The organism is Mycobacterium sp. SMC-18, assembly GCF_045310895.1.
Lineage (GTDB): Bacteria > Actinomycetota > Actinomycetes > Mycobacteriales > Mycobacteriaceae > Mycobacterium.
The window spans coordinates 85,860-112,646 of the sequence record NZ_JBJIAL010000011.1 but is presented as its reverse complement, the minus strand read 5'-3'; the positions used below and the strand labels follow the sequence as shown (position 1 = coordinate 112,646).

The window sequence follows — 26,787 nt, the reverse complement described above, 5'->3', positions numbered from 1 at the left end:
GACCACTCCTGACCTCAAACTGATATTTCCAGCTATCTAATTTTATCGGCTAAGTACCGGTCGTGACTAGGCCTTTTGCCGTGACACTGACCAGTGTACCTAATGCGTTGTGGCGTGCGTCACAACGACGCGACCGAGATTCAACTTTGATCGCATCGTTATCACCACTGGTCCCACGGCACACTCCAGTCGCCGTTCTGCCACAGCTCCAAAGGCTTGCCGCCGGTGTTCCGCACCTCGACCACGTCGCCGGGTACGGAGAAGTTGTAGAACCACTGCGCGTTGTCGTGGTTCAGGTTCAGACAACCGTGACTGGTGTTGGTGTTGCCCTGAGCCCACACCGTCGCGTCGAGCTGATGCAGGTACACACCATCGGTGCTGACGCGCACGGCGTACGGGATGGTCTCCTTGTACCCGAGGTGGTTGTTGATCGGCAGGCCGTACGTCGACGAATCCATGACCACCGGATTGCTCTTGTCGAGCACGGTGTAAACCCCCGGCTGGGTCCAGAAACTCAGCGTCTTGCCGTTGACGGTTTCGGTGCCGCCGCGCCCCATCGAGGTCGGCATGGTCTTCACCAGTGCGCCGCCGTCGTAGACGGTGACCTTCTTGGTCTTGTCATCGGCGATCGACACGTGGGACGCGCCGATGTTGAACGTCGGGCCCCCGGCCACCGACACCACGGTGCCCGGCGCCCAGTACTGCGGCGGGCGCCAGTGCGCGGTGGTGTTGTTCACCCAGTGCCACGACCCGGCAACCGGCGGGTTCGCGGTCACCACCAGATCCCGCGCGGCGGCGGCCTCATCGACCGGAGCGGCGAAGTGCGCGACGATCACCGTGCCGACGCCGTAGGTGGCGCCGTCCCGAATCGGTGCCCCGGAGGTCATCGTGAACGAGACCGGCGGTGGCCCGGGCGGGGGCGCATCGTCGTCTGCGGATGCCACCGCGGTGGGGACGAGAAGAATCGTGGACATTGCCAATACAAACGCGCGTGCCGCCAACATGCGGTCACAGTACCGATGCTCCATTCGCCACCCCCTCTCCGGTGAATCCCTCGTTGTGCCAGCAACATTAGGGACGGGTACTGAGGGCGGCTTAGTCTGCGCCTAAGAATCGGCTGAGTGGCCGAGTAACGCCCGCCACACCGCCACGAGCGCCCGCTCCGCCGTCACAATCCGTTGCCGTCCAAGGCTAACCGCGGGCGTTCACCTAGCATCGTCACCGATGGCGCACAGGCCCGACGACTCCCCTGCGGTCCCGGTCAAGACCGCCGATCTGGTGCTGTCGGGTGGCGGCGTCAAGGCAATCGGTTTGGTCGGGGCCGTCGTCGCTCTGGGCGACGCGGGCTACCGCGTCGGCCGGGTGTCCGGGACGTCGGCCGGCTCCCTCGTGGGCGCCGTCATCGCCGCCGCGAACCGTCGTCAGCCGGCCGGGTGCCAACTCACCGGTGCCCAACTCCGGGAACTGGCGATGTCCCTGCCCTATCGCAAATTTCTGGATCCCGTTGGCACCAGCCGAATCCCGGTGCTCGGCAAGTACTGGACGGCTTTCCGTGGCCAGGGGATGTACCGCGGCGACGCCATTCACGACTGGGTCGACGGCGAGCTGCGCAATCTGGGCGTACGGACCTTCGGCGATCTGGCGCTCGACGACCGCGAGCTGCCGCCGGAGCAGCGCTACCGCCTGGTCGTCACGGTCGCCGACATCACCCGCGGCACGCTGGTCCGGCTACCGTGGGACTACCGCCGGATGTACGGCCTCGACCCCGACGAACAGTCCGTCGCGGACGCTGTCAGCGCGTCCATGGCCATCCCGTTCTTCTTCCGGCCGGTGACGATCACGAGCGCCGCGGGGACGACCTCGACGCTGATCGACGGCGGGCTGCTGTCGAACTTCCCGATGTACTCGCTGGATCGCACCGACGGCAAGGTCCCGCGCTGGCCCAGCTTCGGCATCACTGTGACGGCACAGCGACCGGCCCAGGGTGACGGCGACCCGAGCCCGGGTCTGGCACCGGTGATCGATCTGCCCGGAGCCCCGCATCTCCTGGAGAACCTCATCAACACCGCATTGCTCGGTCACGACCAGACTTATCTCCGGCAGCCATCCGTCGCGGCGCGCACGATAGTGGTCGACGCCGCCGGCATCGGATACCTGAATTTCGACATTTCCCAGGCCGACCGGAAGCGGCTATATGACAACGGCTACTCCGCCGCAAACGAATTCCTGAATACCTGGGACTGGCCCGCTTACCTACATCGATTTCGCGCCGGTTCGGCGTGAATTCACTGCCATCTCAATAGCGAGGGCGCGGCACTCCGTCGGCGCCGATGTTCAAACCGGGGCACAGATGCACCATCGCCATATCCATCACGAAAGTCGCGGAGGCCTTGTTCACCTTCAGGGACTTGGAGATGTCGTTGACGGCGTCGCCGGTCGGCTGACCGGCGTACACGAACATATTGCAGGTCAGGCGCCCGGTTTTGAGCAGATCGGCATCGCTGCTCTGCATGCGGCCGTGCAGCTCGGTGAGATAGGCGAGCTCCGCTGCGTTGGCGGCGGCATTCGTCGGCACGCAGTCGAGCGGGTTGCCGCGTTCGGCGCAGGCCGCCATCTGGCCCGTTCCGACGTCAGCCGATGCGGGGGCAGAAAGGCCTGACGCAGCCACCGCCAGAGCCGCCAACAACTGACCGGTGATCACGCGCGCAGTCATCGCAACGACACCTCCCGCCGCCATATAAGACGCTTCCGTCAATTAATGCCGGGCACCGCCCCCGCAGTGTCCGTAACGGAATAATAAAGATTGTTCGGGCATTGCGATAACCGAACGGGAAATGAAGCTTTAACGACCTATGGCCGTAATACCGGCGAAACGGTCAGACGGCGCTTCCGGCCACTTTTTGTTCGGCGACCTGCGGCACCATTCCGGCGGCGACCAGACCGAGCTCTCCCGACGGGTCCAGCGCATCGGGCCACGGCCCGGCGAGGGCGTCGAACTCCACCTGATGACGGCCCACCGCCCGCTCCACCGCGCGCAGCGACACGCTGCAGTCACGGGCCCTGCGGCCACACGCGCACTGCTGACCGGGATGCTCGGCGCAGCCGGCCACATAACGGTCGACCGCGGCACGAAGCGTCGGATGCACGGGGCGGGCCAAAGCGATGCTGCGCACCTGGCCGCGGCGCCCGATCCAGCTGGCCACCACGTCTTCACCCATGTCGTCGAGAGCCTGGACGTACGCCTCCAACTCGGCGCGCGGCGAGGGGTCGCCGGCGGCGGCCGGGCCGACGATCTCGATCACGGCGTGGCCCTGCCAGTCGACCGGCCGGAACCGCAACGTCCGCCGGCCGGAACGCACGATCTGACCGCCCGCGCTCACCATCGCGCCGTCCGGTTGGGCCGTGTCGAACAACCACCGCATTCCGATGAGCAATTCGGGGAGATGCCGGGTGACGACGCGCTCCGGTCGCTTCGAACCGAGCCCCTGACGCACCTCGGCCCGACTATGTCGCCGCGAGCCGCGCAGCCCGCTCGAATCGATCGTCATAGCAGCCTCCCAGCAAATTCCTCTTGTCCGCCGAAGAACGACGTCCGTTCCCATTAGAGCATGGCCACAGGCGGCCCGACGATACGTCAAACGACTGACATTGCGCGGTTCTCGCTAACCCAATGCGCCAAACCACGGGTAACGACTGGACCACCTGCCCCAGGGGAAACGTGTGTTACATATCGGCATTTAACTGCCATTTTTGGGATACCCGCCCGCGAAAGCACCTGGCCACCGAAAGTTTGGCGGGCCACGGCACACGCGCGCCCAGCTAATAGTCCAATAAGGTACATACCTAGGGTATGTTTACCCTTCCCCATCGGCACGCAGCTTCCCCGCCATCGATATTTACGTTGTCGGCAAACCATCCCGGGAATTCGGTCGGTAACGGCATCCTGGCGCGTCACACACCAGCCGCCCCGGGTGCGTTCGCGTGTTAGCAGAGCCATTCCGCGAGGCAGATGCAAGACTCACGACGTGTACCCGAACCGCTCGCGCCGTAATTTCCTGGCACTGGCCGTCGGTGCGGCCGGTGCCGCGATGGTCGCCGCATGCTCCAAGCCGCCGGCCTCGGGCACCGTCGCCGGCGACGGGTCGGTGACGATCAATCACGCGTTCGGATCCACCCGCATTCCGGCGCCGCCGAAGAGTGTCGTGTGCGCGGGCCTCACCGGGCAGGACGACCTGCTGGCCGTCGGCGTCGTCCCGATCGCGGTGACCGAGTGGTTCGGGAATCAGCCATTCGCCGTGTGGCCGTGGGCGCAGCCCGCGCTCGGCCCGGCCCAGCCGGTCGTCCTGAACCTCAACGACGGCATCCAGGTGGACAAGATCTCCGCGCTGAAGCCCGACCTCATCATCGCCACCAACGCGGGACTGGACGCCGACACCTACAAGAAGCTCTCGGCGGTCGCCCCGACGATCGCCCAGTCCGGCCAGGACGCCTTCTTCGAGCCCTGGAAAGAACAGGCCACCGTCATCGGGCAGGCCGTCTTCAAGGCCGACGACATGAAGCGACTCATCGACGGCGTCGATGCGAAGTTCGCCGGCGCAGGGCAGGCCAACCCGCGGCTCGGTGGCCGAAAGATGTTGATCGTCAACGGTCTTCCGACTGCGGACGGCGTCGAGATCACACCGGCGGGCTGGCGCACCGACTTCCTCACCGAGATGGGCATCGCCCTGCCGGGCGGACTCGACTCGTTCACCAAGGGGCAACACGCCTTCGTGCCCCGCGACCAGATCGCCACGGCGTTCCGCGACGCCGACGTGCTGATCTGGACGCTCGACGCCGACGAACAGCGGCCCGCGGTGCTGGCCGACCCGACCATCGCACAACTGAGCCAGGCCAAGTCCAACCGGATCGTCTTCCCCAACAAGGATTTGTCCGCGGCCATCACATTCGCCTCGGTGCTGTCCTACCCCGCCGTGGCCGATCAGCTGCCACCCCTGCTGACCGCCGCGCTGGCCTGAGGTTGCACTCGCAGCTCTGCCTGCCAAGATGTTCGACGTGACCGTCGCCGAGCGCCCCGACCAGCACGCCCGCTTCGCGCAGGTCGGATCGGCCTACTATCCGATCCTGATCGCGGTGTTCACGGCCCTGGTGATCATTTCGAACGTCACCGCCACCAAGGGCGTGGCCTTCGGGCCGATCATCACCGACGGCGGCTTCATCGTCTTTCCGCTCACCTACATCATCGGTGACGTGCTGTCCGAGGTGTACGGCTTCAAGGCCGCGCGGCGGGCGATCTATCTCGGCTTCGCCATGAATATCCTTGCCGCCCTGACCTTCTGGGCGACGATCTACCTGCCGGCCGCGGACTTCTACCCGAACCAGGCGCACTTCGAGAACGTCGTGCACTCCTACACGCAGCTGATCATCGCCGGGCTCGCCGGCTTCATCGTCGGGCAGACGATCAATGCGTGGGTCGTGGTGGCCATCAAGGAACGCACCAAGGAGAAGCACCTGTGGGCTCGCCTGGTCGGCTCGACGTTCGCCGGGCAGCTCGGTGACACGCTGGTGTTCTGCGCCATCGCCGCCAACGCCATCGGCATCAGCACCCTCCACGACTTCGTCGTCTACACCGGCCAGGGCTGGCTGTACAAGACCGCCGTCGAGGTGATCTTCCTGCCGGTGACGTACCGGGTGATCAGCTACATCAAGCGGCACGAACCAACGTACGAATTTGCTGTCTGAGCGGTTGTTAAGGCTCTTCTGGCGAGTGCGTAAGGACGCGTTAATTACCGGCTACTCGCGGGTAGGTTGGAGTGATGACCGTCACAGTGGACAAAGTTGACATGACGATGCTCGGCACCGTCCGCGACTATGGCGACCAGGCGCTGCTCCTGGAATTCAACAGCACCGCCGAGGTCCTGGCGTGGACCGACACGCTGCGCACGGCGGGTTTGCCCGGCGTGCTCGACATCGTGCCGGCGTCGCGGACCATCCTGATCAAGCTCGCCGCACCGCGATATCAGATTCCCACCGCACAGCGGCTGTCCAAGCTCCGCCTCGGCGAAATCGACAACACCGAGGCCAGCGCCCCGCAGCAGGCCGACGTGACCATCGACGTCGTGTACGACGGCACCGATCTCGACGAGGTCGCCAAGCTGACCGGGCTGACCTCCGACGAGGTGATCGCCGCCCATACCGGGTCGCTGTGGCGCGTCGCATTCGGCGGTTTCACGCCGGGCTTCGCCTATCTGGTCGGTGGCGACGAGCGACTCCAGGTGCCGCGCCGCAGCGAGCCGCGCACGCGCGTGCCGGCGGGCTCGGTGGCCCTCGCCGGTGAGTTCGGCGGCGTCTACCCGCGCGAGACCCCGGGCGGCTGGCAGTTGATCGGCCGTACCGACGCCACGTTGTGGGACCTCGAACGGGAGCAGCCGGCGTTGCTGATTCCGGGCATGCACGTGCAGTTCCGGGCAATCGGTTAGGAGCGCGACCATGACCGCAACACTCGAAATCCTCAAGACCGGCCCGCTCGCGCTCGTCGAGGACCTGGGCCGGCCCGGCCTGGCCCACATGGGCGTCAGCCGCTCGGGCGCGGCCGATCGCCGCTCACACACGCTGGCCAACCGGCTGGTGGCCAACCCCAACGACCGCGCCACCATCGAGGTGACGTTCGGTGGCTTTTCTGCCCGGGTCCATGGCGGCGGGAAAGAGGGCGTGGCGGTGGCCGTCACCGGCGCCGACGCCGATCCCTCCGCGAACGGAATCCCGTTCGGCACCAACAGCATCCACTACGCGCACGACGGCGAGGTGATCTCCCTGGGTGCGCCCCACACCGGTCTGCGCAGTTACGTCGCGGTCCGCGGCGGCTTCGTCGTCGACCCGGTGCTCGGCTCCCGCAGCTACGACGTGATGTCCGCGATCGGCCCGCGGCCGCTGCAGGTCGGCGACATGCTGACCATCGGTGCGCACACCGCGGAGTTCCCGGAGCTGGATCAGGCGCCCGTGGCGGCCATCGCCGAGGACCTGCTGGAGCTGCTGGTGGTGCCCGGCCCGCGTGATGACTGGTTCGTCGACCCCGACGCCCTGGTGCACACGGAGTGGATCGTCACCGATCGCAGCGACCGCGTCGGCATGCGGCTGAACGGCCGGCCCCTGCAGCACCGCTGGCCGGACCGCCAGCTGCCCAGCGAGGGCGCGACACGGGGCGCAATTCAGGTGCCGCCCAACGGTTTACCGGTGATCCTCGGCCCCGACCATCCGGTCACCGGCGGGTACCCGGTGATCGGTGTCGTCGCCGACCACGACATCGACAAAGTGGGGCAGATCCGGCCCGGTCAGCACGTGCGCATGCACTGGTCCAGGCCGCGTCATCCGTTTGGCGCCTGAACCCGCACAGGCACCAGCGCAGGCTGCGCAATCCTGGTAGAACGAGGGGGTGCACCCCACGGATCTCTCCCGCGTCCACAACGTTCACACGGCGCGACTGGTCCACACCGCTGATCTGGATGCCGAGACCCGGGAGGGCGCCCGGCAGATGGTCATCGACGCCTACGACGGCGATTTCTCGGATGCCGACTGGGAGCACTCACTGGGCGGCATGCATGCGCTGGTCTGCCGCCACGGCGCGATCATCGCGCACGGTGCGGTCGTCCAACGCCGGCTGATGTACCGCAACACCGCGCTGCGGTGCGGCTACGTCGAAGCCGTTGCGGTCCGCGAGGACTGGCGGGGCCAGGGCCTGGCCACGGCGGTGCTCGACGCCGTCGAGCAGGTGATCCGCGGCGCCTACGAGATCGGGGCGCTCAGTTCCTCGGATGCGGGACGGCCGATCTACACCGCACGCGGCTGGCTGCCGTGGCGGGGCACGACGTCCGTGCTGGCGCCCGCCGGTGTCAATCGCACGCCCGAAGACGACCATTCGCTGTTCGTGCTGCCGGTCTCGGTTGAGGTCGACACCACCGCCGACATCACCTGTGACTGGCGCGAGGGCGACGTCTGGTGAGGCCTTGTGAGGTTTTTGCCCGCAAAAGCCCAGTTCAGCACCGCATGTGACATAAACGTCACCGTTTCCGGGGCGCCGACACCGCTGAGCAATGGCCGGGTAACCAGCCGGAAACACGCTGTCCCTTCACTGAACGCATGAGTGATCCCGAACGGGCCCCGCTCACCGGATTTCGGGTGGCGGTGACCTCCGCACGACGTGCCGATGAGCTGTGCACCCTGCTGCGCCGCCGCGGCGCGACGGTGATCGCTGCCCCCGCCATCTCGATGGTCCCGCTGCCCGACGACGACGAGCTCCGCACCAACACCCAGGCGCTGCTCGAAGTGCCGCCCGACGTCCTGATCGCCACGACCGGCATCGGCTTCCGCGGCTGGATGTCCGCCGCCGACGACTGGGGCGTGTCGGGCGAGCTGACCGATGCCCTCAGCCGCGCCCGGATCGTCTCCCGCGGCCCCAAGGCCACCGGTGCGCTGCGGGCGGCAGGCCTGCCCGAGGAGTGGTCACCCGATTCCGAGTCGTCCCGCGAGGTGCTGGGCTACCTGCTGCAGGGCGGTATCGCCGGCATGCGGATCGCCGTGCAGCTGCACGGCGCCACCGATGAGTGGGACCCGTTCCCCGAGTTCCTCGACGAGCTGCGTCGGGCGGGTGCAGACGTCGTCCCGATCCGGGTGTACCGGTGGCAGCCGGTGCCGTCCGGCGGTGCGTTCGACTCGCTGGTCAGCGATATCGCCGAGCGCCGGCTCGATGCCGTCAGCTTCACCTCGGCGCCCGCGGTGGCGGCGACCCTGATGCGCGCGACCGAGCTCGGCATCAATGACCAAGTGCTGGAAGCATTTCGGGGCCCGGTGCACGCCATGTGCGTCGGGCCGGTGACAGCGCGGCCGCTGGCCCGGCTCGGGGTGCCGACATCAGCCCCCGAGCGCATGCGCCTGGGTGCGCTCGCGCGCCACATCGCCGATGAGCTCCCCGTGCTGCAGACCCGAAAGCTGCGGGCCGCCGGACACGATCTCGAGATCCGCGGTACCTGCGTCGTGGTCGACGGGGTGGTCAAAGACCTCTCCCCGGCCGGGATGTCCATCGTGCGGGCGCTGGCGCTGCGGCCCGGTGCGGTGGTGTCGCGGCAGGAACTGCTGGCCGCGTTGCCGGGTAGCGGTTCGGACACCCATGCCGTCGAGACCGCGGTGCTGCGGCTACGAACCACATTGGGCGACAAGGAGATCGTCGCGACCGTGGTGAAGCGCGGCTACCGGCTGGCGGTCGACGACTACTCGGTAGGTGCACGATGAACCCCGTCCTGGTCGCCCACGGCACCCGCAAGGGCTCGGGCGTCGCGATGATCGGCGAGCTGGCCGAGCAGGTGAGCGGACTGCTGGACCGTCGCGTGCACACCGCGTTCGTCGACGTCCTCGGGCCCACACCGGCCGAGGTGCTGTCGACGCTGCCGCCCGGCCCCGCCGTCGTCGTCCCGGCCTTCTTGTCGTCGGGCTACCACGTCCACAAGGACATCCCCGCCGGCATCGCCGAAAGTGGCCACCGGGACGTCACGGTGACGCCGGCACTCGGGCCCTCGACCGCAATGGTCCGGGTGCTCGCCGACCGGCTGATCGAATCGGGCTGGCGCCCATCGGATTCCGTGGTGCTGGCGGCTGCCGGAACCTCGGACCCGCGTGCTGCCGGTGACCTGCGCCGGACTTGCGCCATGCTGTCGGCGACGCTGGGCAGCCGCGTCGAGCTTGCATTCGCGATCAGTGGCACGCACTGGGTGGGCGACGTGGTGGCCCGGCTGCGGAAGCACGGCGCCGAACGCGTCGCCGTCGCGTCATACCTCTTGGCCGACGGACTCTTCCAGGACCGGCTGTACACCTGCGGAGCCGACGTGGTGACCGACCCGCTGGGCCGGCACCCGGGCGTCGCCAAGCTGGTGGCACACCGGTTCCGGACGGCCCGGTTGTCGCTGGCCGCCTAGGTTTTCGGCGGAAACGCAAGGGGTACCGCCCATTTGTGGGGGATATCGCGGCCCATACTGGAGACATGGCCAAGCGGACGGGCAATGACGTAGCGCTGGACACCTACCGGTTTCTCCGTGGCGGCATGGTGGTCATGGCCGTGCTGTTGGGTGCCGCGCTGGCCGTCGAGCGCGCGCACGCCACGTGCTGGCAGACGTCGATCAGCGCCTACTACTTCACCACCGCGCATGCCGTGTTCGTGGGCGTGCTGTTCGCCATCGGCGCCATGCTGATCGTTTACCAGGGCGCCAGCGACACCGAGAACACGCTGCTCAACCTGGCCGGGGTGTTGGCCTTCGTGATCGCCGTCGTCCCCACCACGCGGCCGGTACTGCAGTGCGGCACAGCTGATCCCGTGGCAGTGCAGACGGGGTCGGCCGTACTGTTCAACGCCTGGACGGTCACGGTGGTGCTCGCCGGTTCACGCGCCGCGTCGTGGTTGTTGTTCCGGCCCAAGCGGCCCGGCACCGTGCTGGGTGCCGCCGCGAGGTGGCTGCAGCGCGCGGTGCTCGGGACCGGCGTCGTGGTGCTGATCGTGGCCCCGGACTGGTTCCGGATCAACGCCCACGGCATTGCCGCGGCCGTCATGTTCGGCGCCATCGTGCTGACGGTGTTCAGCTCGGCTTTCGGCACCGCGCCGGCGTGTGGAAGTCGTTACCGTGGCGCGTACCAGACGATCTCACTGTTGATGGCCGCCAGCTTGCTGACCGCGGTGGTGCTGCACCTGAGTCTCGACGGCTTCAATCATGCCGTGCTGATCGCCGAGATCGCGCTGATCATCGAGTTCACGGCGTACTGGGTGTTGCAGACCATCGAGGACAACAGCTGCTCGCACTGACGCCCAGCCCGCGATCAGGCCGCTACGTCGACGCCCAGCGGGCCGATCTCGACCAGCCCGGCCCACACCCGGATCGGGTAGACGGGCAGGCTCACCGAGGGATCATCAAGGCAGACACCGTCATCCAGGGCGAAGGCCTGCTTCTTGATGGGACTCTGCACGCAGACTCGGCCGGCGCGGTCACCGACGAGCCCACGGGACATCACGGCCGCACCGGAGAACGGGTCGATGTTGCCGACGGCGTACAGCGATCCGTCGTGCAGGCGGAACAGCGCGGCCTGCGAGCCGTCGGGCAGCAGCACACCGGCACCACGGCCGGGCACCAGCCGGTGGTACGAGCAGACCGCGGTCCACTCCGAACGGTCCTGGTACTGAGCAACTTCGGAAAGGTCGTTGAGCGTCATCGTGGCCTCCTGATCAACTCTTGGCGGGCGGGACGGTGGGCATGCCGATCGGCACCTTGCGGCCGTTGCGTTCAGTGAACGCGATGGTCGGGTCGGCGACGTCGGGCGCGTTGACGAACGAGACGAACTGGGTCAGCTTGGCCTTGTCCTCCAGCACGCCCTTCCACTCGCAGGAGTAACCGTCGACGTGCCGTTCCATGGCGGCTTCGAATTCGCTTGCCAGGCCGAGAGAGTCGTTGCACACGACGTCGCGGACGTGGTCGAGACCCATCTGGTCGACCCACGGCGCCGTGCGCTGCAGCCGGTCCGCGGTGCGGATGTAGAACATCAGGAACCGGTCGATGTAGCGGACCAGCGTCTCGTCGTCGAGATCACCGGCCAGCAGCTGCGCGTGGGCGGGTGTCATGCCGCCGTTGCCGCCGACGTACAGGTTCCAGCCGGTCTCGGTGGCGATGACGCCGACGTCCTTGCCACGGGCCTCGGCGCACTCCCGGGCACAGCCCGAGACACCCATCTTGATCTTGTGCGGCGACCGCAGTCCGCGGTAGCGCAGCTCCAGATCGATGGCCATCTGCACCGAATCCTGTTGTCCGTAGCGGCACCAGTCGCTACCGACGCAGCTCTTGACGGTGCGCAGCGACTTGCCGTACGCCTGCCCGGACTCCATGCCGCCGTCGACCAGGCGCCGCCAGATCTCAGGCAGCTGGTCCACCCGCGCACCGAACATGTCGATCCGCTGGCCACCGGTGATCTTGGTGTAAAGCCCGAAGTCCCTGGCGATCTCACCGATCAGGATCAACTGCTCCGGCGTGATGTCACCACCCGGGACGCGCGGCACCACCGAGTAGCTGCCGTTCTTCTGGATGTTGGCCAGGAAGTGGTCGTTGGAGTCCTGCAGGGCGGCCTGTTCGCCGTCGAGGATGTGGCCACTGCTGGTCGACGCCAGGATCGAGGCGATGGCGGGTTTGCAGATGTCGCAACCCTTTCCGGTGCCGAACTTCTCGATCAACCCGGAGAACTTCCGGATCTCGGTGGCCGAGATGATCTCGAAGAGCTCGGCGCGCGACTGCGGGAAGTGCTCGCACAGCGCCTTGGACTGCTCGACGCCCTGGGCTTCCAACAGCTGCTTGAGCAGCGGAACGCAGGAGCCGCAGGAGGTGCCGGCCTTGGTGCAGGCCTTGAGGCCGGCGACGTCGCTGCAGCCGCCTTCGATCGCACCGCACAGGTCGCCCTTGGTGACGTTGTTGCACGAGCAGATCTGCGCGGCGTCCGGCAGGGCACCCACACCGAGAGCGCTTGCGCCGTCACCGGACCCGGCGGGAGCGATGAGCGCCAGCGGGTCACCGGGCAGCGCCTCGCCGACCATCGGGCGCAGCACGCCGTACGCCGACGCATCGCCGACCAGGATGCCACCCAGCAGGGTCTTGGCATCGTCGGACAGCACCAGCTTGGCGTAGGTCTGCTTCACCGGGTCGTTGACCACGACCTGCAGGCAGTCGGGTGTGACGCCCTGCGCGTCACCGAAACTCGCGACGTCGACGCCGAGCAGCTTCAGCTTGGTCGACATGTCGGCCTCGGGGAACTCGGCGGCACCCCCGAGCAGGCGGTCGGCGACCACCTCGGCCGTGGTGTAACCGGGACCGACCAGGCCGTAGCACCGGCCCTCGACCGCAGCCACCTCACCGACGGCGTAGATGTCCGGATCGCTTGTCACGCACGACAAGTCCGTCAGGACGCCGCCGCGCTCGGCCATGTCCAGACCGGCGTCGCGGGCCAGTTCGTCTCGCGGACGTACACCGGCGGCGAAGATGACCAGGCCGGCGTCGATCAGGGTGCCGTCGCTGAGCAGCACGCGCACGCCCTCGTCGAGCGGCTCGATGGCGTCGGTGCCGACATCCAGGTGCACCGAGATGCCCAGCTTGCCGATCATGCGGGCCAGCAGCGCACCGCCGGCGTCGTCGAGCTGCTGGTTCATCGGGCGGGGCGCCCGCTCGACGATGTGGGCCTGCATGCCGAACTGGCGCAACGCATTCGCCGCTTCCAGACCGAGCAGACCACCACCGATGACCACGCCGGTGTTGTTGCCGTGTTCGGCCGAGCGCTGCATCGCGGCGCGGATGCCGTCCAGGTCGTCCAGGGTGCGGTAGACGAAGCAGCCGTCGAGCTGGTGGCCGGGCACCGGCGGCACGAAAGCGTACGAGCCCGTGGCGAGGACCAACTTGTCGTACGAGATGCCGCGGCCCGACTCGGTCACCACCGTCTTGGTGGCGCGGTCGATACCGCCGACCTTGTCGGCCAGCACGAGGTCGACCAGCCCGTCGCCGTCATACCCGTTGCCCGGCAACGCCAGCTTCGACCGGTCCCAGTGCTCGGTGTAACCCGTCAGCCCGACGCGGTCGTATGCCGCGTCCGCTTCTTCGGACAGCACGGTGATGCGCCATTGACCCGCGGTATCCCGCGAGCGCAGCGCCTCGACCAGGCGATGCCCGACCATTCCGTGGCCGACGACCACAAGGTTCTTCGCGTCCATGCCCCAAAAGGTAGGAAGCCGATATTGCGGATTGTGTTGCCGCGTGTGAATCGACCGTCACGCTCTTCTCACAGGCCTCGGCAAACGCCGGTGAAGTGAGTGGCCCCGGTCACAGACCTGGGCTTCCGAGCTACCCGACGCCGGCAGGCGGGGCGGTGGTCGGGGTGGTGTACGGGTTGTAGATCGTGGTCGTGGTGGTCGTCGTCCCGTAACCGGAGGTGCTCGACGGCGTGTAGGTGCTGGTCGACGTCGTCGTGTCGTCCGTCGTCGACGTTTCCGACGTGCTTTCCGTCGTCGTCGTCGTAGTCGTGGTGGTGGTGGTCGTCGTCGTGGTGGTCCGGGTCGTCGTCCGCTTGGTAGTCGTCGGATACGTCGTCAAGACCGTGGAGTCACCGACGGGACCGGACGGCTGCTCGGACTCCTCGGAGGTCTGGATCACCTGGTAGATCAGGATGATCAGCAGGATCGCGGCGGCAACGCCTGCGGCCCACCACAACCCGTAGTTCTCCTCGGCGCCGTCGGGCTCGCTCACTGCCACCGCGCCAGAATATCGGCGGCCACCGTACCCAGAGCGCGCTGCAGGAACGGCCCGAAGCTGATGCGGCCGACGCCCAGCGGACCGAAGGACGCGGGATCGTCGGACTCCGGGATCGCGATGGCGTTGATGGGCAACGGCAGGTCGGCGGCCAGGCGGCGATAGGTGTCGTCATCGTGGCGGCCCACCGGGTACAGGGAATCCGCGCCGGCCGCCGCGCACAGCTGCAACCGCTGCACCGCGCGCTCGTACCGGTCGGCCTCGTCACCGATCTGGCGCAGGAACAGGTCGGTGCGCGCGTTGATCACGACGTGGACCCCGGAAGCGTCTGCCGCCCTGCGCAATTCACCGACCAGGTCGGCGTGCTCCTGCGCGTCGCGGATGCGGCCGCCGTCCTTGTGCACGGTGTCCTCGATGTTCAGACCCACCGCGCCCGCGGCGAGCAGCCCGGAGATGAGGCGGCTCGGGGCCTCGCCGTAACCGGATTCGATGTCGACCGACACCGGCACGTCGACGGCCGCGGTGATCTGGCTGACGCGCGTGGTGAGGTCGTCGAACGACATGCCTTCGCCGTCGGGCTTGCCCACCGAGTCGGCGACGGGGTGGCTACCGACCGTCAGCGCGACGAACCCGGCCGACACCGCGAGCTTCGCCGACCAGGCGTCCCACACAGTCGGGAGGACGACCGGATTTCCCGGCTGGTGCAGGGCCAATAGTGCTTCGGCGCGCTGCGCCAGAACCGCGTCGGACATGGTCATACCGTACCGACAGCCACTGCCGAGACATGCCGACACCGTCGCGACAAACGTGACCTGTCTCACTTTCATCTCCGGATCTGACTAGCATCCGGTGTCGTACTGTGATTTATGACACCCTTCAGCCCAAGGAGGTCGCCCGATGTCCACCACCACTGAGCTCACCGAACTGCACGAGTTGATCGGCAGTTTGCGCCGGTCCGTCAGCTCGCTGGCCGCCAAATACGGGGACTCCCCCGCCACCCGCCGCATCGCGAATGACGCCGAGCGCCTGGCCGTCGACATCGAGCGGCTGGACATCGACATCGAAGAGCTGGAATTCAGCCGCGGCATCAAGACCCAGCACGCCAAGGAAAAGATCGTGATCCCCGACCACGACTACTCCAGCGAATTCTGGAACGACCACGACGGTGGCGTCGGCGGCTGACCGACTCGGGCACGACGGCCGTCGTGCCCGACACCGCCCGTCCCACAACTTCATAGGTAGGCCCTGCCCCCAACCGAAATCGAGGATGCTTTCGTGAGCGCACCCGCCGCCAACCGCCCCGGGACCGGCGTCTTCTCCCCCACGCGTGCGCAGATACCGCAGCGCACCCTGCGGACCGACAACTGGCTCAAATCCCCGATTCTCATCGACCTGGGTTTCGCCGCGTTCGTCATCTACGCGACGGTGCGCGCCTTCCAGCGGGACCACTTCTACGTCGCGGACTATCACTACCTGACGCCGTTCTACTCGCCGTGTCTGAGCGTCAAGTGTGGTGCGGCCAGCGAGTTCTGGCCCCAGATTCTGCCGGCCGACGGACCGCTGTCGCTGATTCCCTTCGCGGCGCTGTCCCTGCCGTTCCTGCTGCTGTTCCGGCTGACCTGCTACTACTACCGCGGCGCCTACTACCGCACGGTGTGGCAGTCCCCGACCGCGTGCGCCGTCGCCGAACCGCATGCCAAGTACACCGGTGAGACGCGGTTCCCGCTGATCATCCAGAACACCCACCGGTACTTCTTCTACATCGCGGCCATCATCTCGGTGATCAACACCTACGACGCCATCGTCGCGTTCCACTCGCCCAGCGGTTTCGGCTTCGGGCTCGGCAACATCATCCTGCTGGGCAACGTCATCATGCTGTGGGTCTACACGGTGTCCTGCCACTCCTGCCGGCACGTCACCGGCGGCCGGCTCAAGCACTTCTCGAAACACCCTGTGCGCTACTGGATCTGGACGCAGGTCAGCAAGCTCAACACCCGCCACAAGCTGTACGCGTGGATCACCCTCGGCACCCTGATGTTCACCGACTTCTACGTCATGGCGGTGTCCGCCGGGTGGTTCAGCGACCTGCGATTCGTCGGCTGAGTCAAACGTCTTGATTTTCACCGCTATTCACAACAATTTGGAGTTATTTCATGGCTGAACTCGAACGGCACGAGTACGACGTCGTCGTAATCGGAGCCGGCGGGGCGGGGTTGCGTGCGGTCATCGAAGCCCGGGAGCAGGGCCTGCGCGTGGCGGTGGTGTGTAAGTCGCTGTTCGGCAAGGCCCACACCGTCATGGCCGAGGGCGGCTGCGCCGCCTCGATGCGCAACGCGAACTCCAAGGACAGCTGGCAGGTGCACTTCGGTGACACCATGCGCGGCGGCAAGTTCCTGAACAACTGGCGTATGGCCGAGCTGCACGCCCGCGAAGCACCGGACCGCGTCTGGGAACTGGAAACCTATGGCGCGCTGTTCGACCGCACCAAGGACGGCCGGATCAGCCAGCGCAACTTCGGTGGCCACACCTACCCCCGCCTGGCGCACGTCGGTGACCGCACCGGCCTGGAGATCATCCGCACCATGCAGCAGAAGATCGTCTCGCTGCAGCAGGAGGATTTCGCCGAGACGGGTGATTACGAGGCCCGCATCAAGGTGTTCCACGAGTGCACCATCACCGAGCTGGTGAAGGACGGCGACCGCATCGCCGGCGCGTTCGGCTACTGGCGTGAGTCGGGCCGCTTCGTGCTGTTCGAAGCGCCCGCCGTGGTGCTGGCCACCGGCGGCATCGGCAAGTCGTTCAAGGTCTCGTCGAACTCCTGGGAGTACACCGGCGACGGGCATGCCCTGGCGCTGCGAGCCGGCGCGACGCTCATCAACATGGAGTTCATCCAGTTCCACCCGACGGGCATGGTCTGGCCGCCGTCGGTGAAGGGCATCCTCGTCACCGAGGGCGTGCGCGGCGACGGCGGAGTGCTGAAGAACTCCGAGGGCAAGCGCTTCATGTTCGACTACATCCCCTCGGTGTTCAAAGGTCAGTACGCCGAGACCGAGGAAGAAGCCGACCAGTGGCTCAAGGACAACGACTCCGCACGCCGCACCCCTGACCTGCTGCCGCGCGACGAGGTGGCGCGCGCCATCAACTCCGAGGTCAAGGCCGGCCGCGGCACCCCGCACGGCGGCGTCTACCTCGACATCGCCTCGCGCATCCCCACCGAGGAGATCAAGAAGCGCCTGCCGTCGATGTACCACCAGTTCATGGAGCTGGCCGAGGTCGACATCACCAAGGACGAGATGGAGGTCGGGCCGACGTGCCACTACGTCATGGGCGGCATCGAGGTCGATCCCGACACCGGTGCGGCCCGCACGCCCGGCCTGTTCGCGGCCGGTGAGTGCTCGGGCGGGATGCACGGCTCGAACCGGCTCGGCGGTAACTCGCTGAGCGACCTGCTGGTGTTCGGCCGGCGGGCCGGCCTCGGCGCGGCGCAGTACGTCAAGGCGCTGCCCGCACGGCCGGTCGTCTCCGATGACGCCCTGACCACCGCGGCGCGGGAAGCCTTGGCGCCGTTCGACGAACACGTCGGCGCGGAGAACCCGTACACGCTGCACACCGAGTTGCAGCAGGCGATGAACGACCTGGTCGGCATCATCCGCACCAAGGAAGAGATCGAGCAGGCACTGCTCAAGCTCGACGAGCTCAAGCGCCGGATGCACAACATCACCGTCGAGGGCCACCGGCAGTTCAACCCCGGTTGGCACCTGGCCGTCGACATGCGGAACATGCTGCTGGTCAGCGAGTGCGTGGCCAAGGCCGCGCTGGCCCGCACCGAGAGCCGCGGCGGCCACACCCGCGACGACTACCCGGAGATGAGCGCCGACTGGCGCAACATCCTGCTGGTGTGCAGTGCGGGCGGCGGTGACCCGATCGTCCCCGACGTGACCGTCACCCCGGAGCAGCAGGTGCCCATGCCGGCCGAACTGCTCGCCTGCTTCGAGCTGTCCGAGCTGGAGAAGTACTACACCGACGCCGAATTGGCCGCCCATCCGGAACGGAGCTAGCGATGAGCAACAGCTACCAAGCCAATCTGCGGGTCTGGCGCGGGGACGACACCGGCGGCGGTCTCGACGACTTCAAGGTCGAGGTCAACGACGGCGAGGTGGTGCTCGACATCATCCACCGCATCCAGGCCACGCAGGCCCCGGACCTGGCGGTGCGGTGGAACTGCAAGGCCGGCAAGTGTGGGTCGTGTTCGGCGGAGGTCAACGGCCGTCCCCGGCTGATGTGCATGACGCGCATGTCGACGTTCGACCCGGCCGAGACCGTCACCATCACCCCGCTGCGGGCGTTCCCGATCATGCGCGACCTGGTGACCGACGTGTCGTTCAACTACGAAAAGGCGCGCCAGATACCGTCTTTCGCGCCGCCGAAGGACCTCAAGCCCGGCGAGTACCGGATGCAGCAGGAGGATGTCGAGCGGTCGCAGGAGTTCCGCAAGTGCATCGAGTGCTTCCTGTGCCAGAACACCTGCCACGTGGTGCGCGACCACGAGGAGAACAAGCAGGCGTTCGCCGGGCCGCGCTTCCTGATGCGGGTGGCCGAGCTGGACATGCACCCGCTCGACACCCTCGACCGCAAGGACATGGCGCAGGACGAGTTCGGCCTGGGCTACTGCAACATCACCAAGTGCTGCACCGAGGTCTGCCCCGAGCACATCAAGATCACCGACAACGCACTGATCCCGATGAAGGAGCGCGTCGCCGACCGCAAGTACGACCCGATCGTCTGGCTGGGGAACAAGCTCTTCCGGCGGTAGGTTGCCGATCCGGCGGGGACGGCGATGTTTCGGCGTACGCTCGGAAGGGCAGCCAATCCGTGACGAAAGGCAGCCAGATGGGCCAATCAGAAACGCACAGCGTCGACGACATTCGGACCGCGATCCGCGAGCTTTCCTTGCGCGCCGAACTGGCCCGCAAGGAAGGGCGGCCTGACGACGCCGCTGAACTCGAGGCGCGGGTCGCGGGGTATCGCCAGGAGCTGGCCTCCCGGCCCTGACGCGGGCGCTAGGCGGAGAGCAATCCGAAGCTCACTGCTCCACCACAGATCGCAACCAGCCCCGCGACGATGAACGCCGCGCTCAGGCCAGGTGTCGAGATGCCGGCGGCCGGGTCACCGGTTGCGGCCAGCGCGCCGCACAGCGCAACGCCGATGGTCAGACCGAGCTGACGAGCCGCGTTGACCGCGGCGGCCGCGGTTCCGGCACGAACCGGTGGTACCGAGGTTGCGGCGACGGCGGGCAGCACGGGTGACACGATCCCCGCTCCGACGCCGGACACCACCAGCGCGCCGATGAACGTCGTCCACTCCGGCCGGGTGACGACGGCGCCGCCCGACAGACATGCCAGTCCGGTCAGGACCGTGCCGCCTCCGAGCACCCAACTTGGCGGGGCGTCGTGCAGACGGGCGCTGAGGGCTAGCGATACCGCGATGAAGGCCACCAGCTGAATGGTCAGGATGAGCGCCGCCTGCAGTGCGCTCATGCCTGCGGTGCCCTGCAGCCAGCGAGACAGCGCGGGCAATACCGCGAAACCGGCGAAATAGTACGCAAACGAGGCGGCGAGCGCGCCGGTGAAGCCGCGGGTGGCGAAGAGGCCGGCAGGCAAGACCGGATTGGCAACGCGGCGTTGAACCACGACGAACACGCCGGCAGACACCAGACCTGTCGCAGCGCCGGCGGCCGTGCCGGTCGAGGTCCATCCGTGTTCTCCGGCGTTGATCATGGCGTAGGTGAGCCCGGTCATCGCCACCGTGATCAGCGCTGCGCCTGCGAGGTCCACTCGGCCACCGCGGTGGTGCTCACGCGGTAGTGAGACAACGCCGAGGAGTAACGCGATGCCACACACGGGCACTGCGGCGGCGAACAACCAACGCCAGCTGACGAATTCGGTGACGGCACCCCCGGCGAGGGTGCCGACCGTGCTGCCCGCGCCGGCCACCGCGCCCCATACCGCAAACGCGATTCCGCGGGCGCGCCCGGCATAGCACTGTGCCAGCAGCGGCACTGCAGTCGCGAATATCGCTGCGCCGCCGACACCTTGGGCGGCACGGGCGGCAACCAATTGACCGCCGGAGCCCGCGAGCGCGCAGACCGATGACGCGGCGCCAAATGCGGCCAAGGCGAGCAGGAACAGCCGGCGGTGCCCGATCCGGTCACCCAGAGTTCCCATGGCCAAGACCAGGGCGGCGAGGGCGAGCGTGTAGACGTCGACGATCCACTGCGCGACAGTGAATCCGGTCCCGAAGTCGTCAGCGATGGTGGTGGCACTGACCGTTACCACCGTGGTGTAGACGAGGAGAAGAAACGTTGCGGCGCAACATGCCAACAGCGGGCGTCGGTCTGCCGGCCGGTTGACCACGGCGATACGTTGACTGGACTTCGATGCGGAGGATGTTGACGGCACAGTGCCACGTTGATGTAATGCCCTTGTGCGTGTAAACCCTTACACCGCGCCACTGTTGCAGAACGTGACCGACCTGCTCAACCGGCCCGCATCCACGCCCGCCGAGCTCCAGGATCGATGGACCGCCCGGGCGATGCCGACCGACCAAGATGCGACGGCCGAAGACCTGCGTCACGTGCGAGAGTTCTTACAGCAGTGGGAAAAGCTGGTCGAGGCACGCACCGATGAAGACCGGGTGAGCGTTCTCAATGAACTGCTGGACCGCTATACGACCAGTCCGTCGATCACCAATCACGACGGCAGCGGCTGGCACCTGCACTACCGCGCTCCCGACGCTGGATTCGCCGCCACCCTGGCCGGCGCTACCAGCGCCGCTGCGGCCCAGTACCTCACTGACCGGGGCCTGCACCGGATACGCAGATGTGCACGGGCCGGCTGCTCGAACGCCTTCGTCGACTTCACTCGACCGGGGACGCAGAAATACTGCAGCCACCCTTGCGCCAACCGCGACGCCGTGCGGCGGCATCGGGCATCATCACGGCGCAGTGGTTGAGTCTCAGGCCTCCAGGCGGCGGAATGCGCTGCGGTGGAAGACCATCGGCTCGACGTCGGGGTTGATGACGATGTCACTGATCGCCAGGACCACGATGGTGTGATCGCCGGCGGGGACCAGCTGATCGATCGACGTCTCGAGCCACACGCTGGTGCCGTGGATGAACAGCGCACCGTTGTCGCGTGCCTCGGTTTCCATGCCGGCGAAGCGGTCACCGGTCTTGGCGGCCAGCGTGCGCGCCGCGGCGTCGTGCTGCTGGCCCAGCACGCTGATGCCCAGGGCCGGCAGGTCCTTGAGCTTCGGCCAGGTGGTCGACGTGTTCTGCACACAGAACGACACCAGCGGCGGTTCCAGCGACACGGGCACGAAGGTGCTGGCGGCCAGGCCGACCTTCTCGCCGTTGACGTGGGCTGCGATGGCGACGACACCGATCGGGAAGTGGCCGAACGCCGCGCGCAGGGATGCCGGGCTGAGATCTGTAGAGCTCATAGTCCGTCCATCTTCACATGGCACTCCCCGAGGCACCCGAGCAAGCGTCCGCTTGGCGGGAACGCCCTGCTACCGGCCGAGGTAGCGCGCCAGCGAGTCTTCGGCCGCCTCGGGTATGAATCCCGCTGATTCCAGCTTCTGGGTGTCGAGCACGCTGTTGCGCGGCCGCGGGGCCACCGCGCCGGTCGCCGAGGCGAAGTAGGCCTCGGTGCTGACGCCTGTCACCCGCGCCGGATCGTGGCCGGAGAGCTCGAACACCCGGCGGGCGATGTCCGCCCACGACATCGCCGGGCCCGAACCGGTGACGTTGTACGTCCCGTACGGCGCGCCGGTCGTGGTCAGGTGCCGGATCGCCCGGGCCAGCTCGGAGGTGAACGTCAGCCGCCCGACCTGATCGTCGACCACGGACGGGTCGACGCCGCGCTCGGCCAGCGACGCCATGGTCCGCACGAAGTTGCGGCCGTCCCCGATCACCCACGACGTCCGCAGGATGTAGTGCCGCGGCACCGTCGCGATGATCTGGTCGCCGGCCGCCTTGGTCTGGCCGTACACGCCGAGCGGGGCGATCGGGTCGTCCTCCCGGTAGGGCGAGTCGGAAGTGCCGTCGAACACGTAGTCACTGGAGAGATGCACCAGCGTGAGGCCGCGGGCGGTCGCGATACGGGCCAGCGCCGCAACGCCGGTGACGTTGACGGCCCAGGCGTCGGCTCGCCCGGTCGGGGTCTCGGCCGCGTCCACGGCGGTGTACGCGGCGGCGTTGATGACGGTGTCGTAGTCCTGCCAACGCAGCACCGACTCGAGGTCACCGGACAGGTCCACCTGCTCGCGGGTGACGAACTCGACGCTGGGGTCGTCACCGTATTCGGCGCGCAGGGCCCGGCCGACTTGGCCATCGGCGCCCAGTACCAACGTCTTTCGCGGTGCGACCGGCTGGATGTCCGCCAGCCGCGGATGCGTCCGGTCCTTGGCCGAGAGCTCGGCGCGTTCGAGCGGAATCGGCCAGTCGATGGCCAGCGTCTCGTCGGCCAAGTTCACCGAAACATACTGTGCGTCAGGCGAATAGTGGTCGTTGACGAGGTAGACGTACGCGGTGTCGGGCGCCAGGGTCTGGAACGCGTTGCCGACCCCGCGGGGTACGAATACCGCCTGCGATGGATCGAGCTCGGCGGTGAACACCGCGCCGAACGTCGGGCCGTCGCGCAGGTCGACCCAGGCGCCGAAGATCCGGCCGGTCGCCACCGAGACGAACTTGTCCCACGGTTCGGCGTGGATGCCGCGGGTCGTGCCCGCCGCGTCGTTGAAGGAGATGTTGTTCTGCACGGGCCCGAAATCCGGCAGCCCGAGCGCCGTCATCTTCTCGCGCTGCCAGTTCTCCTTGAACCAGCCGCGGTTGTCGCCGTGCACGGGCAGGTCCCAGACGGTCAGGCCCGGAATCGGTGTGGCATTGGCGGACAACGGTTTTCCGTACTCGGTCACGGGTTGCCCATCGCTCACTGGCCCTGGCTCGCGTAGCGCGCTTCGGTGGCGTCCTTGACCGGACGCCACCATGCCTCGTTGTCGCGATACCAGGCGATGGTGGCGCTCAGCCCGTCGGCGAAGTCGACATATTTTGGCCACCAACCGAGTTCGGTGCGCAGCTTGGTCGAATCGATGGCGTAACGCAGGTCGTGTCCGGCGCGGTCCGTCACGTGGTCGTAGCCGTCGGACGGCTGGCCCATCTGCGTCAGGATCATCTCGATGACGGTCTTGTTGTCCTTTTCGCCGTTGGCGCCGATCAGATAGGTCTCGCCGAGGCGCCCCTTCTCGATGATCGTCAGCACGGCGGACGAGTGGTCGTCAACGTGGATCCAGTCCCGCACATTGCGGCCCGCGCCGTACAGCTTCGGCCGGATACCGCACAGCACGTTGGTGATCTGCCGCGGAATGAACTTCTCGACGTGCTGGTAGGACCCATAGTTGTTGGAGCAGTTGGAGATTGTGGCGCGGACACCGAACGAGCGCACCCAGGCCCGGACCAGCAGGTCACTGCCGGCTTTGGTCGACGAATAGGGCGACGACGGGTTGTAGGCCGTGCGTTCGGTGAACTTGGCGGGGTCGTCGAGTTCGAGGTCGCCGTAGACCTCGTCGGTCGAGATGTGGTGCAGTCGGGTGCCGTGCTTGCGGACCGACTCCAGCAGCGTGAACGTCCCGACCACATTGGTGTGCAGGAACGGTTCCGGATCGCGCAGCGAGTTGTCGTTGTGCGATTCGGCGGCGAAGTGCACCACGATGTCCGTCGTCGCCATCAGCTCGTCGACCAGCGCGGCGTCGGCCACGTCACCCAGGACGAACGTCATCCGCTGTTCGGGCAGGCCGGCAAGGGATTCCCGGTTGCCCGCGTAGGTCAGCTTGTCCAGCACCGTGACGTGATGGTCGGTGTGGGCCAGGACGTACCGGACGAAGTTGGCGCCGATGAATCCGGCGCCCCCGGTGACCAGCAGCCGTGCCATCAGTACCCCCTGCTCAGCAGGTCCAGCAGGTATGTGCCGTAGCCGGACTTCACCAACGGCTCGGCGCGCTCGCGCAGCTCGTCGCTGCTGAGATAGCCACGCCGCCAGGCGATTTCCTCGGGCACCCCGATTTTCAGACCGGTGCGGCGCTCGATGGTCCGCACGAACTCGGCGGCGTCGGTCATCTGATCGAACGTCCCGGTGTCGAGCCACGCCGTGCCGCGCGGCAGCACCTGTACGCGTAACCGGTTCTGCGCCAGATACGTTCGGTTGATGTCGGTGATCTCGTACTCGCCGCGGGCACTGGGCTTCAACTCACGGGCGATCGACACCACGTCGTTGCTGTAGAAGTACAGCCCCGGCACGGCGTAGTTGCTCTTCGGCACCGCGGGCTTTTCCTCGAGCGAAACCGCCTGCCCGGCATCGTCGAATTCGATGACGCCGTAGGCCGACGGTTCGGCGACCCAGTAGCCGAAGATCGCGCCGCCGTCGACGTTGTTGAACCGCTGCAGCTGCGTGCCCAGGCCCGGGCCGTACAGCAGGTTGTCGCCGAGGACGAGCGCCACGCTGTCGCCGCCGAGGAAGTCGGCGCCGATGGTGAAGGCCTGCGCCAGCCCGTCGGGCGACGGCTGCTGGGCATAGCTGATCGAGACGCCGTACTGCGAACCGTCGCCGAGCAGCCGTTCGAAACTCGGCGCGTCGAGCGGCGTCGTGATCACGAGGATGTCGGTGATCCCCGCCAGCATCAACGTGGACAGCGGGTAATAGATCATCGGCTTGTCGTAGACCGGGATCAGCTGCTTGGACACCCCGGCGGTGACGGGGTGTAGTCGCGTGCCCGCGCCCCCGGCCAGGATGATGCCTTTCACCCGGCCATCCTGACATACGCGCACCGCGTCAGGTGCTCACCGAGCCGACTCCACCGCAGGCTCGGATGCCAGCGTCTTGCCGTTCTGCACGATTTCCAGGCCTGACGACGAGACGTGGTACTCGGCGGCATCGGGATCGTTGAACGCGACGAAGCCGTCGCCGGACTCGTTCACGGTGCCCAAGCGGATCGTCGCACCGTCGGAGATTCGATAGCCCAGGTAATACAGCACCCCGACGCTGCTGCGGCAGATCACGACCGCCGACTGCGCGGTGCGCAGGATCATCGCGGCCTCGTCGGCTCCCGTGCACCGGGCGGCGCCGTTGTAGGTGGTGAAGCCGCGGGTGTCGGCGTCGGGCAGCACCATTCGCGCGGTGGTGGGCACCAGCGAGGTCGGGGGCTCCGGCTCGGTGGAATCGACCGACGTCACGGTCACGCCCGTCGGCTCGGACATGGTCGTCGTGGCCTCCGCCGAAGTCGTTGGGCCGCTGCGTCCGTCATGCCCGCGCATCAGCACGACGCCGACGAAGACCAACGCCACCACCAGCAGGATCCCCACGCCGATCAGCGCCCAGGCCGTCGGACTCATTCCGGACCGCGGCGTTGACGACGGATCCGCTTGGCGCACAAGGCCCATGGGCGCGGGCGACGGCGCGGATGCGACAGTCGGCACACCGGGTACCGCGTGCGCGGTGGCGATCGGGGGCACCGTCGCCGCCGCACCACGCGCCAGCGCCGCGGCGAAATCCCCGCACGAACGGAAGCGGTCAGCGGGCCGGCGGGCCATCGCAATGGCCATCACAGGGTCCAGGTCGGCGAGGTCCGGGCGGACATCGGCCAGCCGTGGCACCACACCACTGACACGCTGGCTGATGAGCACGACGGGCGTCGAATCGCCACCTGGGGGCTGGCCGGTCAGTAGCTGAAAAGCGGTGGCGGCCAAAGCGTATTGGTCGGATCGACCGTCCAGCGGCTCACCGAGCAATTGCTCGGGCGCCGCGTAGTTCGGCGTGCCGAGCGTCATGTTCGTCGACGTCAGGCCGTCGAAATCGTCGACGCGCCGGGCGATCCCGAAATCCGCGAGCAGTACCCGCCCGCGACCGGGGCCGCCTGCGCCCAACAGGATGTTCGCGGGTTTGACGTCGCGGTGCAGCAGTCCTCGGCTGTGCGCATGATCCAGCGCGTCGGCGATCGCGGTGACGATCGCGATCACCTGGTCCCGCGGCATCCCACGAGGGCACTGCGTCCGGAGGACGTTGCCCGCGTCGGAGCCCTCGACGTAGTCCATCGAGATCCACAGGCGCCCGTCGTATTCGCCGCGGTCGTGCACTCCGACGATGTGCTGATGCCACAACGTCGCCGCGGCGTCGGCCTCGCGTTCGAAGCGCCGCCGGTATTCGGCATCGGCGGACAGGGAGGCCGGCAGAACCTTCAGCGCGTCGGTGCGGGGCAGCCGCGGATGCTGGACCAGATACACCTCACCCATGCCGCCGGCACCCAATTTCCTGACCACGGTGAAACCGGCGAAAACCGATCCATCGGGCAGCGACATGGTCGGATCGTAACTGCCAGAACGCGAATCGGCGGCCACTCGAGACTCGCCCGAGTGGCCGCCGGTCGA

At 67.3% G+C, this 26,787-nt stretch carries 27 protein-coding genes and 1 pseudogene; 15 read left to right on the top strand and 13 right to left on the bottom strand.

Translation table 11 applies throughout. The annotated features are described in order from the left end of the window. Window positions 1-161 precede the first annotated feature (161 nt). Window positions 162-917: pseudogene (locus ACJH6J_RS12395) on the bottom strand (L,D-transpeptidase); the annotation flags it as partial. A 307-nt stretch (window positions 918-1,224) separates the two neighbouring features. Between ACJH6J_RS12395 and ACJH6J_RS12390 the strand changes: the two are divergent. Further along, a complete protein-coding gene (locus ACJH6J_RS12390; protein WP_406801662.1) occupies window positions 1,225-2,283 on the top strand; it encodes a patatin-like phospholipase family protein in 1,059 nt (352 codons plus the stop codon). A 13-nt stretch (window positions 2,284-2,296) separates the two neighbouring features. Here ACJH6J_RS12390 and ACJH6J_RS12385 read toward each other — a convergent pair whose 3' ends face one another. Beyond that, window positions 2,297-2,713, bottom strand: coding sequence for a DUF732 domain-containing protein (locus ACJH6J_RS12385; RefSeq protein ID WP_212808012.1), 417 nt, complete (start codon window positions 2,711-2,713; stop codon window positions 2,297-2,299). A gap of 163 nt (window positions 2,714-2,876) precedes the next feature. Beyond that, window positions 2,877-3,548, bottom strand: a complete 672-nt coding sequence (locus ACJH6J_RS12380) for a hypothetical protein (RefSeq protein ID WP_133425863.1) — start codon at window positions 3,546-3,548, stop codon at window positions 2,877-2,879. A gap of 477 nt (window positions 3,549-4,025) precedes the next feature. On the opposite strand from ACJH6J_RS12380, the gene ACJH6J_RS12375 reads away from it, so the two are divergent. The 8 genes from ACJH6J_RS12375 (at window position 4,026) to ACJH6J_RS12340 (ending at window position 10,840) form a co-directional block, all read left to right on the top strand. Further along, window positions 4,026-5,015, top strand: coding sequence for an ABC transporter substrate-binding protein (locus ACJH6J_RS12375; protein ID WP_212808011.1), 990 nt, complete (start codon window positions 4,026-4,028; stop codon window positions 5,013-5,015). A gap of 28 nt (window positions 5,016-5,043) precedes the next feature. Further along, window positions 5,044-5,739 (top strand): queuosine precursor transporter, encoded by a 696-nt coding sequence (locus ACJH6J_RS12370; protein ID WP_133425861.1) that lies wholly within the window; start codon window positions 5,044-5,046, stop codon window positions 5,737-5,739. A 74-nt stretch (window positions 5,740-5,813) separates the two neighbouring features. Further along, the gene (locus ACJH6J_RS12365) at window positions 5,814-6,476 is read left to right on the top strand and encodes an allophanate hydrolase subunit 1 (RefSeq protein WP_212808010.1); all 663 of its coding nucleotides are present in this window, start codon (window positions 5,814-5,816) and stop codon (window positions 6,474-6,476) included. Window positions 6,477-6,486: 10 nt separating this feature from the next. After that, a complete protein-coding gene (locus tag ACJH6J_RS12360) occupies window positions 6,487-7,380 on the top strand; it encodes a 5-oxoprolinase/urea amidolyase family protein (protein WP_133425859.1) in 894 nt (297 codons plus the stop codon). Between the two features lie 49 nt (window positions 7,381-7,429). Further along, window positions 7,430-7,996: a GNAT family N-acetyltransferase gene (locus tag ACJH6J_RS12355; protein WP_133425858.1), complete on the top strand. Its 567-nt coding sequence runs from the start codon at window positions 7,430-7,432 to the stop codon at window positions 7,994-7,996. Between the two features lie 137 nt (window positions 7,997-8,133). Further along, window positions 8,134-9,282, top strand: coding sequence for a uroporphyrinogen-III synthase (locus ACJH6J_RS12350; RefSeq protein ID WP_318984749.1), 1,149 nt, complete (start codon window positions 8,134-8,136; stop codon window positions 9,280-9,282). Then, window positions 9,279-9,962, top strand: a complete 684-nt coding sequence (locus ACJH6J_RS12345) for a sirohydrochlorin chelatase (RefSeq protein WP_133425856.1) — start codon at window positions 9,279-9,281, stop codon at window positions 9,960-9,962. Before ACJH6J_RS12350 ends, ACJH6J_RS12345 begins: the two co-directional genes overlap by 4 nt. Window positions 9,963-10,027: 65 nt before the next feature. Beyond that, entirely contained in the window at window positions 10,028-10,840 is an 813-nt protein-coding gene (locus ACJH6J_RS12340; RefSeq protein WP_133425855.1) for a hypothetical protein, read from the top strand. A 14-nt stretch (window positions 10,841-10,854) separates the two neighbouring features. On the opposite strand, the gene nirD is transcribed toward ACJH6J_RS12340, so the two are convergent. The 4 genes from nirD to ACJH6J_RS12320 all read right to left on the bottom strand — a co-directional run bounded on the left by nirD (window position 10,855) and on the right by ACJH6J_RS12320 (window position 15,061). Further along, the gene (gene nirD / locus ACJH6J_RS12335) at window positions 10,855-11,244 is read right to left on the bottom strand and encodes a nitrite reductase small subunit NirD (RefSeq protein WP_406804004.1); all 390 of its coding nucleotides are present in this window, start codon (window positions 11,242-11,244) and stop codon (window positions 10,855-10,857) included. A 13-nt stretch (window positions 11,245-11,257) separates the two neighbouring features. Beyond that, window positions 11,258-13,774: a nitrite reductase large subunit NirB gene (gene nirB / locus ACJH6J_RS12330; protein ID WP_212808007.1), complete on the bottom strand. Its 2,517-nt coding sequence runs from the start codon at window positions 13,772-13,774 to the stop codon at window positions 11,258-11,260. 130 nt (window positions 13,775-13,904) lie between these two features. Next, a complete protein-coding gene (locus ACJH6J_RS12325) occupies window positions 13,905-14,312 on the bottom strand; it encodes a hypothetical protein (protein WP_212808006.1) in 408 nt (135 codons plus the stop codon). Further along, window positions 14,303-15,061 carry an isocitrate lyase/phosphoenolpyruvate mutase family protein gene (locus tag ACJH6J_RS12320; protein WP_064986207.1) on the bottom strand — a complete coding sequence of 253 codons (759 nt, stop codon included), beginning with the start codon at window positions 15,059-15,061 and terminating at the stop codon, window positions 14,303-14,305. Before ACJH6J_RS12320 ends, ACJH6J_RS12325 begins: the two co-directional genes overlap by 10 nt. A gap of 145 nt (window positions 15,062-15,206) precedes the next feature. Between ACJH6J_RS12320 and ACJH6J_RS12315 the strand changes: the two genes are divergently transcribed. From ACJH6J_RS12315 to ACJH6J_RS12295, 5 genes are all read left to right on the top strand, one after another. Beyond that, entirely contained in the window at window positions 15,207-15,491 is a 285-nt protein-coding gene (locus tag ACJH6J_RS12315; protein WP_064986061.1) for a hypothetical protein, read from the top strand. A 93-nt stretch (window positions 15,492-15,584) separates the two neighbouring features. Further along, window positions 15,585-16,412: a hypothetical protein gene (locus ACJH6J_RS12310; protein ID WP_406804003.1), complete on the top strand. Its 828-nt coding sequence runs from the start codon at window positions 15,585-15,587 to the stop codon at window positions 16,410-16,412. A 50-nt stretch (window positions 16,413-16,462) separates the two neighbouring features. After that, complete coding sequence (locus ACJH6J_RS12305; protein ID WP_406804002.1) at window positions 16,463-18,367, top strand: fumarate reductase/succinate dehydrogenase flavoprotein subunit; 1,905 nt, start codon at window positions 16,463-16,465, stop codon at window positions 18,365-18,367. A gap of 2 nt (window positions 18,368-18,369) precedes the next feature. Beyond that, window positions 18,370-19,122: a succinate dehydrogenase/fumarate reductase iron-sulfur subunit gene (locus tag ACJH6J_RS12300; RefSeq protein ID WP_029121197.1), complete on the top strand. Its 753-nt coding sequence runs from the start codon at window positions 18,370-18,372 to the stop codon at window positions 19,120-19,122. Window positions 19,123-19,199: 77 nt separating this feature from the next. After that, on the top strand, window positions 19,200-19,361 hold the full coding sequence (locus ACJH6J_RS12295) for a hypothetical protein (protein ID WP_406804001.1): 162 nt from the start codon (window positions 19,200-19,202) through the stop codon (window positions 19,359-19,361). Window positions 19,362-19,369: 8 nt separating this feature from the next. Here ACJH6J_RS12295 and ACJH6J_RS12290 read toward each other — a convergent pair whose 3' ends face one another. Beyond that, entirely contained in the window at window positions 19,370-20,767 is a 1,398-nt protein-coding gene (locus tag ACJH6J_RS12290) for an MFS transporter (protein ID WP_406775410.1), read from the bottom strand. 64 nt (window positions 20,768-20,831) lie between these two features. Between ACJH6J_RS12290 and ACJH6J_RS12285 the strand changes: the two genes are divergently transcribed. After that, window positions 20,832-21,320 carry a CGNR zinc finger domain-containing protein gene (locus ACJH6J_RS12285; protein WP_406775411.1) on the top strand — a complete coding sequence of 163 codons (489 nt, stop codon included), beginning with the start codon at window positions 20,832-20,834 and terminating at the stop codon, window positions 21,318-21,320. A 3-nt stretch (window positions 21,321-21,323) separates the two neighbouring features. Here the strand turns inward: ACJH6J_RS12285 and ACJH6J_RS12280 are convergent, their stop codons facing one another. The 5 genes from ACJH6J_RS12280 to ACJH6J_RS12260 form a co-directional block, all read right to left on the bottom strand. Further along, window positions 21,324-21,809, bottom strand: a complete 486-nt coding sequence (locus tag ACJH6J_RS12280; RefSeq protein ID WP_406775412.1) for a flavin reductase family protein — start codon at window positions 21,807-21,809, stop codon at window positions 21,324-21,326. A 69-nt stretch (window positions 21,810-21,878) separates the two neighbouring features. Then, window positions 21,879-23,285, bottom strand: a complete 1,407-nt coding sequence (gene rfbD, locus ACJH6J_RS12275; protein WP_406804000.1) for a dTDP-4-dehydrorhamnose reductase — start codon at window positions 23,283-23,285, stop codon at window positions 21,879-21,881. Between the two features lie 14 nt (window positions 23,286-23,299). Further along, window positions 23,300-24,298, bottom strand: a complete 999-nt coding sequence (gene rfbB / locus ACJH6J_RS12270; protein WP_406803999.1) for a dTDP-glucose 4,6-dehydratase — start codon at window positions 24,296-24,298, stop codon at window positions 23,300-23,302. Continuing rightward, entirely contained in the window at window positions 24,298-25,167 is an 870-nt protein-coding gene (rfbA, locus tag ACJH6J_RS12265; protein WP_212808001.1) for a glucose-1-phosphate thymidylyltransferase RfbA, read from the bottom strand. The genes rfbB and rfbA overlap by 1 nt, the downstream gene beginning before the upstream one ends. Window positions 25,168-25,203: 36 nt before the next feature. After that, window positions 25,204-26,718 (bottom strand): serine/threonine-protein kinase, encoded by a 1,515-nt coding sequence (locus ACJH6J_RS12260; protein ID WP_406803998.1) that lies wholly within the window; start codon window positions 26,716-26,718, stop codon window positions 25,204-25,206. Window positions 26,719-26,787: the final 69 nt, after the last annotated feature.

Excerpts from the sequence above, each read along its gene's own strand:
- nirB (WP_212808007.1), bottom strand. The coding sequence starts at position 13,774 with ATGGACGCGAAGAACCTTGTGGTCGTCGGCCACGGAATGGTCGGGCAT.
- ACJH6J_RS12295 (WP_406804001.1), top strand. The coding sequence starts at position 19,200 with ATGGGCCAATCAGAAACGCACAGCGTCGACGACATTCGGACCGCGATC.
- ACJH6J_RS12390 (WP_406801662.1), top strand. The coding sequence starts at position 1,225 with ATGGCGCACAGGCCCGACGACTCCCCTGCGGTCCCGGTCAAGACCGCC.
- ACJH6J_RS12350 (WP_318984749.1), top strand. The coding sequence starts at position 8,134 with ATGAGTGATCCCGAACGGGCCCCGCTCACCGGATTTCGGGTGGCGGTG.
- ACJH6J_RS12280 (WP_406775412.1), bottom strand. The coding sequence starts at position 21,809 with ATGAGCTCTACAGATCTCAGCCCGGCATCCCTGCGCGCGGCGTTCGGC.
- ACJH6J_RS12365 (WP_212808010.1), top strand. The coding sequence starts at position 5,814 with ATGACCGTCACAGTGGACAAAGTTGACATGACGATGCTCGGCACCGTC.
- ACJH6J_RS12315 (WP_064986061.1), top strand. The coding sequence starts at position 15,207 with ATGTCCACCACCACTGAGCTCACCGAACTGCACGAGTTGATCGGCAGT.
- ACJH6J_RS12305 (WP_406804002.1), top strand. The coding sequence starts at position 16,463 with ATGGCTGAACTCGAACGGCACGAGTACGACGTCGTCGTAATCGGAGCC.
- ACJH6J_RS12260 (WP_406803998.1), bottom strand. The coding sequence starts at position 26,718 with ATGTCGCTGCCCGATGGATCGGTTTTCGCCGGTTTCACCGTGGTCAGG.
- ACJH6J_RS12360 (WP_133425859.1), top strand. The coding sequence starts at position 6,487 with ATGACCGCAACACTCGAAATCCTCAAGACCGGCCCGCTCGCGCTCGTC.
- rfbB (WP_406803999.1), bottom strand. The coding sequence starts at position 24,298 with ATGGCACGGCTGCTGGTCACCGGGGGCGCCGGATTCATCGGCGCCAAC.
- ACJH6J_RS12385 (WP_212808012.1), bottom strand. The coding sequence starts at position 2,713 with ATGACTGCGCGCGTGATCACCGGTCAGTTGTTGGCGGCTCTGGCGGTG.
- nirD (WP_406804004.1), bottom strand. The coding sequence starts at position 11,244 with ATGACGCTCAACGACCTTTCCGAAGTTGCTCAGTACCAGGACCGTTCG.
- ACJH6J_RS12320 (WP_064986207.1), bottom strand. The coding sequence starts at position 15,061 with ATGTCCGACGCGGTTCTGGCGCAGCGCGCCGAAGCACTATTGGCCCTG.
- ACJH6J_RS12340 (WP_133425855.1), top strand. The coding sequence starts at position 10,028 with ATGGCCAAGCGGACGGGCAATGACGTAGCGCTGGACACCTACCGGTTT.
- ACJH6J_RS12380 (WP_133425863.1), bottom strand. The coding sequence starts at position 3,548 with ATGACGATCGATTCGAGCGGGCTGCGCGGCTCGCGGCGACATAGTCGG.
- ACJH6J_RS12370 (WP_133425861.1), top strand. The coding sequence starts at position 5,044 with ATGTTCGACGTGACCGTCGCCGAGCGCCCCGACCAGCACGCCCGCTTC.
- ACJH6J_RS12300 (WP_029121197.1), top strand. The coding sequence starts at position 18,370 with ATGAGCAACAGCTACCAAGCCAATCTGCGGGTCTGGCGCGGGGACGAC.
- ACJH6J_RS12345 (WP_133425856.1), top strand. The coding sequence starts at position 9,279 with ATGAACCCCGTCCTGGTCGCCCACGGCACCCGCAAGGGCTCGGGCGTC.